The organism is Aeromonas sp. FDAARGOS 1411 (genome assembly GCF_019047125.1).
Taxonomy (GTDB): Bacteria; Pseudomonadota; Gammaproteobacteria; order Enterobacterales; family Aeromonadaceae; genus Aeromonas; species Aeromonas veronii.
Map to the genome: position 1 here is coordinate 2,915,185 of NZ_CP077214.1, position 9,816 is coordinate 2,925,000.

At 58.3% G+C, this 9,816-nt stretch carries 7 protein-coding genes and 2 rRNA genes (1 of these 9 only partly in view); 3 read left to right on the forward strand and 6 right to left on the reverse strand.

What is annotated here, in order from left to right:
* The first annotated feature begins 51 nt into the window (after nucleotides 1-51).
* Genes thiB through thiQ form a run of 3 tightly spaced genes read left to right on the forward strand, consistent with a single transcriptional unit; the run spans nucleotide 52 to nucleotide 3,330 of the window.
* Nucleotides 52-1,032, forward strand: a complete 981-nt coding sequence (gene thiB / locus I6L41_RS12995) for a thiamine ABC transporter substrate binding subunit (protein WP_216959331.1) — start codon at nucleotides 52-54, stop codon at nucleotides 1,030-1,032.
* Nucleotides 1,029-2,648, forward strand: coding sequence for a thiamine/thiamine pyrophosphate ABC transporter permease (thiP, locus tag I6L41_RS13000; protein WP_216959334.1), 1,620 nt, complete (start codon nucleotides 1,029-1,031; stop codon nucleotides 2,646-2,648). Before thiB ends, thiP begins: the two co-directional genes overlap by 4 nt.
* Complete coding sequence (thiQ, locus tag I6L41_RS13005; protein WP_216959337.1) at nucleotides 2,635-3,330, forward strand: thiamine ABC transporter ATP-binding protein; 696 nt, start codon at nucleotides 2,635-2,637, stop codon at nucleotides 3,328-3,330. Before thiP ends, thiQ begins: the two co-directional genes overlap by 14 nt.
* A gap of 82 nt (nucleotides 3,331-3,412) precedes the next feature.
* On the opposite strand, the gene I6L41_RS13010 is transcribed toward thiQ, so the two are convergent.
* From I6L41_RS13010 to I6L41_RS13035, 6 genes are all read right to left on the reverse strand, one after another.
* The gene (locus I6L41_RS13010) at nucleotides 3,413-4,783 is read right to left on the reverse strand and encodes a PhoH family protein (protein ID WP_005339173.1); all 1,371 of its coding nucleotides are present in this window, start codon (nucleotides 4,781-4,783) and stop codon (nucleotides 3,413-3,415) included.
* Between the two features lie 220 nt (nucleotides 4,784-5,003).
* Nucleotides 5,004-5,687, reverse strand: a complete 684-nt coding sequence (locus I6L41_RS13015) for a hypothetical protein (protein ID WP_064337293.1) — start codon at nucleotides 5,685-5,687, stop codon at nucleotides 5,004-5,006.
* Nucleotides 5,688-5,697: 10 nt separating this feature from the next.
* Entirely contained in the window at nucleotides 5,698-7,845 is a 2,148-nt protein-coding gene (locus I6L41_RS13020) for an adenosylcobalamin-dependent ribonucleoside-diphosphate reductase (protein WP_216959340.1), read from the reverse strand.
* Between the two features lie 211 nt (nucleotides 7,846-8,056).
* A complete protein-coding gene (locus tag I6L41_RS13025; RefSeq protein ID WP_123173750.1) occupies nucleotides 8,057-8,509 on the reverse strand; it encodes a pullulanase in 453 nt (150 codons plus the stop codon).
* A 284-nt stretch (nucleotides 8,510-8,793) separates the two neighbouring features.
* Nucleotides 8,794-8,908, reverse strand: a 5S ribosomal RNA gene (gene rrf, locus I6L41_RS13030).
* Between the two features lie 125 nt (nucleotides 8,909-9,033).
* Nucleotides 9,034-9,816: ribosomal RNA gene (locus I6L41_RS13035) — 23S ribosomal RNA — on the reverse strand; it runs 2,107 nt beyond the window's last position.

Here is a 9,816-nt window from a genome sequence, read left to right on the forward strand (position 1 = left end):
GCCCTCACCCGCTGGCACCTCGTTATTAACAAGTAATAGGGAGTGCCACCCATGAAGACCCTGCTGCTGGTCACCACCGGCCTGCTGTCGGCCAATGTGTTCGCCGCCGACACCCTCACCGTCTACACCTACAGCTCCTTCACTGCAGAATGGGGGCCGGGGCCCAAGATCAAACAGGCCTTCGAGAAAGAGTGCGACTGCACCCTCAATCTGGTTCCGCTCGAAGATGGGGTCGCCATCCTCAACCGGCTGCGGCTGGAGGGCAACCACAGCAAGGCCGATCTGGTGCTGGGGCTCGACGATGCCCTCATCAGCGAAGCCAAGCAGAGCGGCCTGTTCGCCCCCCATCCTGCCAAGCTGGATGGCATCAAGGTGCCGGGCGGCTGGCAGGATGACACCTTCGTCCCCTACGACTACGGCTACTTCGCCTTCGTCTATGACAAGGAGAAACTCAAGCAGCCGCCAAAAAGCCTGAAAGATCTGGTGGAGCGCCCCGACCTCAAAGTGATCTATCAGGATCCCCGCACCTCCACCCCGGGGCAGGGGCTGATGCTGTGGATGAAGTCTGTTTATGGCGACAAGGCGCCTGCCGCCTGGGCCGAGCTTGCCAAAAAGACGGTCACCGTCACCAAGGGGTGGTCAGAGGCCTATGGCATGTTCCTCGATGGTGAAGCGGACATGGTGCTCTCCTACACCACCTCTCCGGCCTATCACCTGATTGCCGAGAACAAGCCCCAGTATCAGGCTGCCGCCTTCGAGGAGGGTCACTACCGCCAAGTAGAAGTGGCCGCCAAGCTGAAGAGCGCCAAACAGGAGAAGCTGGCTGACCAGTTCCTGCAATTTATGGTGAGCCCCGCCTTCCAGCAGGAAATCCCGACCGGCAACTGGATGTATCCGGTGATCGACACGCCGCTACCCAAGGGTTTCGAGCAGATGATCACCGTAGCCAAGCCGCTCGCCTTCAGCAGCGATGAGGTGGCCGCCAATCGCAAAGGGTGGATCCGCGAGTGGCTGCAAGCTGTCACCCAGTGAGCCGTTATCTGAAACTACAGGCTCGCCCCCTCTGGTGGTTGCCGGGCAGTGCAGCCACCCTGTTGATCCTGCTGTTATCCCTCGGGCCGCTGGTGGCCCTGTTGTGGCAGGCCGGTTCGCTGGCACCCCGCACCCTGCTCGCAGATCCTTATCTGCGTCATGTGCTGGGGTTCAGCCTGGGGCAGGCACTGCTCTCCACCCTGCTCAGTCTCGGGCTGGCCATTCCGGTGGCCCGCGCGCTGGCGCGGCGCCGTTTCATTGGCCGAACCCTGCTAATCAAGTTGTTTGGCCTCTCGCTGGTACTACCGGTCATCATCGCCATCTTCGGCATAGTAGCGGTACACGGTAAGCAAGGGTGGCTGCCGCAGCTACTGCGATCACTGGGGCTGGATCCCGGCAATTATCTCTACGGCCTGTTCGGTATCCTGCTGGCCCACGTCTTCTTCAATATGCCACTGGCGGCACGCCTGATGTTGCAGAGCATAGAGAGCATCCCCGAATCGAGCTGGCGCCTCGCCAGCCAGCTCGGCATGCGCTCATCCCACATCTTCCGGCTGCTGGAGTGGCCGCTTATTCGCGGCATATTGCCGGGGCTGGCTAGTCTCATCTTTATGCTCTGCTTCACCAGCTTCACCACAGTGCTGGCGCTGGGAGGCGGGCCGAAATCCACCACGCTGGAGGTGGCCGTCTATCAGGCGCTGCGCTTTGACTTCGATCTCGCCACCGCGGGCGGACTGGCGCTGGTGCAGCTGATCCTGACCGCCGCCCTGCTCGCCCTGCAACACAAGCTGCAGAGCACCCCGGCCAGTCGGGTGACACCCCGTCGCCCCTGCCTGCGGCCGGATCGCCATCAGCCGGGCGCGGCCGTGGTGGATCTGCTCTCACTCGGTATCGGGCTCGCCATCTTTCTGCCACCGCTGCTGGCTATCGTGGTGGCAGGCCTTCAACCCGACCTGCTGACAGCGCTCACCTCCACCAAACTGTGGCAGGCGAGCGGCCAGTCGCTGCTGATTGCACTGGCGGCAGGCACCCTGGCGACCCTGCTTGGCAGCGGCCTGTTGCTCACCAGCCGTCACCTCAAGGTGCGCACCCGCCAGCGGCGCGCTGCGGCCCTGTGGGAGGCCAGCGGTTCGATGGTCCTGATGATCCCGGCGGTGGTGCTCTCTACCGGTCTCTTCATCCTGTTTATGCCCTTTGCCGACGTGTTCGCCCTCGGCCCCTGGCTGGTGGTGCTGGTCAACGCCCTGATGGCGCTACCCTATGTGCTGCGCACCCTCTCCGCCCCCATGCAGCTGGTGGTACGCCAGTATGACCGGCTGGCGGATAGCCTGGGGATACGTGGCCTGCATCGCCTGCGGCTGGTGGAGTGGCCACTGCTGCGCCGTCCGCTGGCACTGGCGATGGCGCTGTCGATGATCCTCTCGTTGGGGGATCTCGGTGCCATCGCCATGTTTGGCAGCCAGGAGCTCACCACCCTGCCCTGGCTGCTCTACCAGCAGCTCGGCAGTTATCGGCTGACCGAGGCAGCCGCCACCGCCCTGCTGCTGCTGACACTCTGTTTCTCCCTGTTCTGGCTGGTGGAACGGGGGCTTGGAGGAAAACATGCTGAACATTGATACGCTGGTGACCAGCTACCCCGACTGGCGCGTCAGCTTCAGCGCGACCCTGCCCAAGGGGGAGATCACCGCGCTGATTGGCCCAAGCGGCGCAGGTAAGTCGACCCTGCTCGGGATGATCGCCGGCTTCGTGCCGGTGGAATCAGGCCGCCTCAGTTTCGATGGTGAAGACCTGCTGCCACTGGGCCCCGCCGAGCGACCGGTCACCACCCTGTTTCAGGATCACAACCTGTTCCTCCATCTGTCGGTGTTCGACAATATCGCCATCGGCTTGCACCCGGGCCTGCGCCTGAGTGCCGCCCAACGGGCACAGGTGATCGATGCAGCCGGGCGGGTTGGCCTTGGCGAGATGTTAAACCGCCAGCCTGAACAGCTCTCCGGCGGCCAGCAGCAGCGAGTCGGGCTGGCTCGCGCGCTGGTGCGCGGCAAACCGCTGCTGCTGCTGGATGAGCCCTTCTCTGCCCTCGATCCCGCCCTGCGCCGGGAGATGCTGGCGGAAGTGGCGAGGCTAGCCTGCGAACAGGGCATTACCGTACTGATGGTCTCCCACAATCCGGAAGATGCTCAGCTGATTGCCGATCAGGTGCTCTTTGTCGACGAGGGGCGCATCGCCCTGCAAGGCAAGCCGGATATTCTGCAAAACAGCGACCACCCGGGGCTGCTGCGCTACCTTGGACAGTGACCCAAGGACACTGAACTGGTGACGGGATCAAAAAAGGGAAGCCAAGTGGCTTCCCTTTTTCATATGAAGATAGTCAGCTAAATCAGAGATTTTCCTCGGCGAACGAAGCCAGTCGGCTGCGCACCACGCCATTGAGGAAGATGTTGGCACTGCCGTCGAAATCCTTGAAACGCTCGACGATGTAGGTGAGCCCCGAAGTCACCGGGCTCAGGTAGTTGGAGTCGATCTGGGCCAGGTTACCGGAGCAGACGATCTTGGTGCCCTCCCCGCAACGGGTAATGATGGTCTTGATCTGGGATGCGGTCAGGTTCTGACACTCATCCAGCAGCACGAAGGTATTCTGGATGCTGCGCCCGCGCATAAAGTTGACCGATTTGAACTGGATATTGGCCTTCTCCATGATGTAGCTGAGCGAGCCGCTCATGTTCTCGTCCTGCTTGTGCAGCACCTCCAGGGTGTCAGTCACCGCCGCCAGCCAGGGCATCATCTTCTCCTCTTCGGTGCCGGGCAGGAAGCCGATGCTTTCGGCAATTTCCGGGGTATTCCGGGTGACGATCACCTTCTCGTAAATGCCCTTCTCAATCACCAGCTCCAAGGCCGCCGCCATTGCCAGCAAGGTTTTACCGCAACCGGCCGGGCCAGTCAGGATCACCAGATCGATGTGCGGATCGAGCAGTGCATCCAGCGCCATCCCCTGATAGACATTCTTGGGATGGACACCCCACGCCTTGCGGGACATCAGTCGCTCGCGGCCCAGATCCTTGATGCGGATCTTGCTGCCATCGTGGCTGAGCACCCGGGCTGCGAAGAAATTCTCTTCATCCACCAGATACTGGTTTACGTGAACTCCCTCCAGCAGGTTGGCATCAATCACATGGATGGTGTCGCGGCCGTGGGTCTCGCTCTCGCACTCGCCGACGCGCTCCCAGAAGCTGCCGGGCACCACCTGAAAGCCCTTGGCCAGCAGGCGGATATCGTCGATCAGCTGGTCGCTGCGGTAATCTTCAACGTGAGCAAGCCCGGCCCCCTTGGCCTTGAGGCGCATGTTGATGTCTTTGGTGACCAGCACCACCTGACGCTTCAACTCGTGCTTTTGCAGATAGAGGGCCGCGTTGATGATGCGGTTGTCGGCCTCCTTGTCGGTAAAGACCTCGGCATCCTGCGGCAGATGGTGATCGCTGAAGATGCAGATATTGCCGCTCGCTTCGCCAGCCAGCGGCACGCCCTGGGTGATCTGATCCGGGGTTGCATCGCGGAACACATCTTCCAGCGCACGAATGGCCACCCGCGCGTCGCGGCTGACATCCTTGTTGCGATCCTTGATGTTATCGAGCTCTTCCAGCACCGTCATGGGGATGAGCACGTCGTGCTCTTTGAAGGAGTAGATAGCGAGGGGTTCGTGAAGCAGAACGTTGGTATCCAGGATAAACAGCTTTCGGTCCGTATTGTCCATAAGCATCCTCCTTGGCACTGAAGGGCCACGTGTGTGAATCTCAGATGTCATTGAAACCACACGGCCGTGACAGTTTTATTACCCTCAACGCTACGCCCGATTTTACTATCGCGCAACAAATCACTGGGCCGTCTGATTTGATTGCGCATAAAAACAGCAATAAAAAGACCGGCACTGTGGCCGGTCTTTTCTCTATCGTTCAACTACTTGGGCCTGTCTGTCAGCCGCACTTGGAGTCGCCGCAGTTGAGGCAGGTCATGCAGCCATCCTTCAGCACCAGCGCCTTGGTGTGGCACTTGTAGCAGAGCGCGGCATTGGCCGGAAAACCACTGCTCGCCTGCTGCTCTTCAGCCTCCTGAGCGGCTTTCAACTCGGCCTGCTTCTCGGCCAGAAATGCCTGCTGATGCTCGTCCAACCCCGGCGCCTTGAGCATGCCTATCTCGGTGAGATGGCTCTCGATCACGTTGCCAATTTCGGCGATCAGCGACGGCACATACTTGCCCTTGTTCCAGTAACCTCCCTTGGGATCGAATACGGAACGCAGCTCCTCCACCAGGAAGGTGACATCCCCACCCTTGCGGAATACCGCCGAGATGATGCGGGTTAGCGCCACGATCCACTGATAGTGCTCCAGGCTCTTGGAGTTGATGAAAATCTCGAACGGACGGCGAGTTTCGTGAACCGTGCCCTCGTTGAGAATGATGTCGTTGATGGTGATGAACAGTGAGTGCTCGGAGACATGCTCCGGCGTCTTCAACTTGTAGGTGGTTCCCATCAGCCGCTCCGGGCGCAGCACGGTTTCGTGCATATGCACTACGTCATCCTGCACAGAGAGATCTTCTTGCGGCTCATCCTTGGTACGCACCTTGTAGGCGACGATTTTCTTGTCGATCTTCTTGACCATAATGTCGTTCTCAGAATTTACCGTAATAGCCTTCTTTCAAGGCGTCGTAGAGGTTGGCGGCCGTATGCAGCTCGCCATCGTATTCGATCTCTTCGTTCCCCTTGACGGCGATGACGGAGCCATCCTCCAGGGTGAAATCGTACAGGGTGTTCTCCAGATCCTTCTCCTTCACCAGCACGCCCTGGAAGGCCTCCGGATTGAAGCGGAAGGTGGTGCAGCCCTTGAGGCCAGAATCCGAGGCATACATGTAGATGTCCTTGAACTGCTCGAACGGGAAATCGGTTGGCACGTTGGCAGTCTTGGAGATGGAGGAGTCGATCCAGCGCTGGGCCGCAGCCTGAATGTCCACATGCTGCGCCGGGCTGATGTCATCAGCAGTAATGAAGTAGTCCGGCAGACGGCTCGCCTCATCATCGGCATAGGGCATGGCGGACGGATTAACCAGCTCACGATAGGCCAGCAGCTCGAAGGAGTAGACATCCACGCTCTCCTTGCTCTTCTTGCCCGGCTTGATAACGTTGCGGCTGTAGTGGTGGGCAAAGCTCGGCTCGATGCCGTTGCTGGCGTTGTTGGCCAGAGACAGCGAGATAGTGCCGGTGGGTGCAATACTGCTGTGGTGGGTGAAACGCCCACCCACTTCGGCCAGCTCGGCCACCAGCGCAGGATCTACCTCGGCAACCTGCTGCATATAGCGGCTATAACGCGCATGCAGCACCTTGCCCTTCACCTTGTCACCCACCTTGATGCCATCAGCCGCCATTTCCGGGCGCAGACGCAGCATCTTGCCGGTTACTTCGAACTCCTGCTCCATGATGGGGGCAGAGCCCTTCTCCTTGGCTAGACGCAGGGACTCCTGCCAGCCGGTCATCGCCAGCTCCTGGGATACCTGCTCGGTAAAGGCCACGGATGCCGCAGAGCCGTACTTGATCTGCAGCATGGTGAGGGTCGAACCAAGCCCCAGGAAGCCCATGCCATGCCGGCGCTTGGCAGTGATCTCCTCGCGCTGTTTGGCCAGCGGCAGTTGGTTGATCTCCACCACGTTGTCGAGCATGCGAGTAAAGATGGCCACCACCTTGCGAAACGCCTGCCAATCGAACGCCGCGTTTTCAGTAAAAGGGTCGCGCACAAACTTGGTCAGATTGACCGAGCCCAGCAGACAAGCACCGTAGGGCGGCAACGGCTGCTCACCACAGGGGTTGGTCGCGCGGATCTCTTCACAGAACCAGTTGTTGTTCATCTGGTTGACCTTGTCGATCAGGATGAAGCCGGGCTCTGCATAGTCATAGGTGGAGGTCATGATGACATTCCACAGCTTGCGGGCTGGCATGGTCTTGTAGACCTTGCAGGCGACCTGCCCCAACTCGTTGAATACAACCCCTTCCTTGTTGGGCCAGTCGGCCCATAGCACCTGAGCAGGATCGTCCAGCGCAATGCCATCCTGCTCTACCTCTTTGGCGGTGTAGGGGAAGATCAGCGACCAGGGAGCATCCTCTTTCACCGCCTTGACGAAATCTTCGGTGATGAGCAGAGAGAGGTTGAACTGGCGCAGACGGCCATCTTCGCGCTTGGCCTGAATAAACTCGATCACATCGGGATGACGGATATCCATGGTGCCCATCTGGGCGCCACGACGGCCACCGGCTGACGAGACGGTGAAACACATCTTGTCATAGATATCCATAAAGGAGAGCGGGCCGGAAGTGTAGGCACCGGCACCGGAGACAAAGGCACCGCGCGGGCGCAGGGTCGAGAAGTCATAGCCGATACCGCACCCAGCTTTCAGGGTCAGACCGGCCTCGTGCACCTTGCCGAGGATATCGTCCATCGAATCTTCGATGGTGCCGGAAACAGTACAGTTGATGGTTGAAGTCGCAGGCTTGTGCTCAAACGCCCCGGCGTTGGAGGTGATGCGGCCCGCCGGAATGGCCCCATTGCGCAGCGCCCACAGGAACGGCTCATACCAGGCCTCAGGCTCCAGCTCCTGCTCTGCCAACGCACGGGCTACCCGCTGGTAGGTCTCATCGATAGAGCTGTCGATGGGAGTGCCATCCTTGCTCTTGAGGCGATACTTGCTATCCCAGATCTCGAGGGACGTTTCCTGCATGGGGATAAGGCGGGAGCCAAGCTCACTCTCCAGCACCGGGTTCGATTTAGCCATTTTCAATCAACCTTATGTGAATGCATCGACATCATGACAACAGCAGAAAACACAACTAATGGTGCTATCTAAAATTAATGACACAGCATATAGTAGACCTGATGCCATGAGGGCGCCGATTCTAACCTAAAAAAATGCCCCGGCCAGCAGATTTCTGGGCCGAGGCACTTAACTGATTAATTTACTGAGAGATTTAACACTCAGAGATAGATCAGGGCTTCTTGACGTATACCGTCGGTGTTTCACCCGCCATATTCAGATAGAACTCGTAGACGCCATCGGCATCCGGTGAGAACTTCATGTCCTCATACTTGGAACAGGGGTTGACCGGCACAGCCTCACCACCCAGTACGGCAACACCATCACTCGGGCTCTTGTAGCCAAAGTTGGTACCGCAGCTCCAGCCTGAATCAGCAAACTTGAACTTGTAGGGGGCCCACTCTTTCTTGAGGGTGCCTTTGGCCATATAGAGCTTGTCGGCCACCTTGACTACCTTGCTTTCATCAGTCGCCATCCAGTCGTTCATCTCCCCGCGCAGGTAGATGGACTTGCCACCGAAGTCGCTGTTGTCTGCCGCTGCCTGCTCTGCACCACCATTGGATGCGCAACCGCCTAATACCAGGGTTCCCGCCGCCAGCATCATCGTTACTGTTCTTTTGAACATGGGTCTATTCCTTAAATTATTGTGATTCCTTGGTCCATCCATGTGGACTGAAGAATTAAACCAGAGCGGGCATCACAAGAAAGGTAGAGGCATCACATTCTGTGTTTTTTATATCCAACACATTGAACTAGTGAGCAAATATCGAACAGGAAAAGAGGTCTTTTTGAGGCTTTAGAAGGGTAATCAATGAATGACAAGAAGGGGAAAGTCTAATAATCCGATGACGTGCTGAATTTCAGCCAATAAAAAACCCCGCTCGATGAGCGGGGTTTCTTGTATTGGGTGCCTGGCAGTGTCCTACTCTCGCATGGCGAATGCCACACTACCATCGGCGCTACCGCGTTTCACTTCTGAGTTCGGCATGGGATCAGGTGGTTCCACGGCGCTATGGCCGCCAGGCAAATTCTTCAATCTGAGAAAGCTGACGTGACTAGTGATGTTGCGCCTGGCTTGTCACTATCACTGAATTTTGAGTAGTTCGCTTGGTATTTGCTACAAGCCTTAGAACACTTCTTGGGTGTTGTATGGTTAAGCCTCACGGGTAATTAGTATGGGTTAGCTCAACACATCACTGCGCTTACACACCCCACCTATCAACGTTGTGGTCTCCAACGGCCCTTTAGGACCCTCAAGGGGTCAGGGATGACTCATCTCAGGGCTCGCTTCCCGCTTAGATGCTTTCAGCGGTTATCGATTCCGAACTTAGCTACCGGGCAGTGCCACTGGCGTGACAACCCGAACACCAGAGGTTCGTTCACTCCGGTCCTCTCGTACTAGGAGCAACTCCCTTCAATCATCCAACGCCCACGGCAGATAGGGACCGAACTGTCTCACGACGTTCTGAACCCAGCTCGCGTACCACTTTAAATGGCGAACAGCCATACCCTTGGGACCGACTTCAGCCCCAGGATGTGATGAGCCGACATCGAGGTGCCAAACACCGCCGTCGATATGAACTCTTGGGCGGTATCAGCCTGTTATCCCCGGAGTACCTTTTATCCGTTGAGCGATGGCCCTTCCATTCAGAACCACCGGATCACTATGACCTACTTTCGTACCTGCTCGACCTGTCCGTCTCGCAGTTAAGCTGGCTTATGCCATTGCACTAACCTCCTGATGTCCGACCAGGATTAGCCAACCTTCGTGCTCCTCCGTTACTCTTTGGGAGGAGACCGCCCCAGTCAAACTACCCACCAGGCACTGTCCGCGAGCCCGATTCAGGGCCCTGCGTTAGAACATCAAACATACAAGGGTGGTATTTCAAGGACGGCTCCAGCGCAACTGGCGTCACGCCTTCAAAGCCTCCC

Excerpts from the sequence above, each read along its gene's own strand:
- I6L41_RS13020 (WP_216959340.1), bottom strand. The coding sequence starts at position 7,845 with ATGGCTAAATCGAACCCGGTGCTGGAGAGTGAGCTTGGCTCCCGCCTT.
- I6L41_RS13010 (WP_005339173.1), bottom strand. The coding sequence starts at position 4,783 with ATGGACAATACGGACCGAAAGCTGTTTATCCTGGATACCAACGTTCTG.
- thiB (WP_216959331.1), top strand. The coding sequence starts at position 52 with ATGAAGACCCTGCTGCTGGTCACCACCGGCCTGCTGTCGGCCAATGTG.
- I6L41_RS13015 (WP_064337293.1), bottom strand. The coding sequence starts at position 5,687 with ATGGTCAAGAAGATCGACAAGAAAATCGTCGCCTACAAGGTGCGTACC.
- thiQ (WP_216959337.1), top strand. The coding sequence starts at position 2,635 with ATGCTGAACATTGATACGCTGGTGACCAGCTACCCCGACTGGCGCGTC.
- I6L41_RS13025 (WP_123173750.1), bottom strand. The coding sequence starts at position 8,509 with ATGTTCAAAAGAACAGTAACGATGATGCTGGCGGCGGGAACCCTGGTA.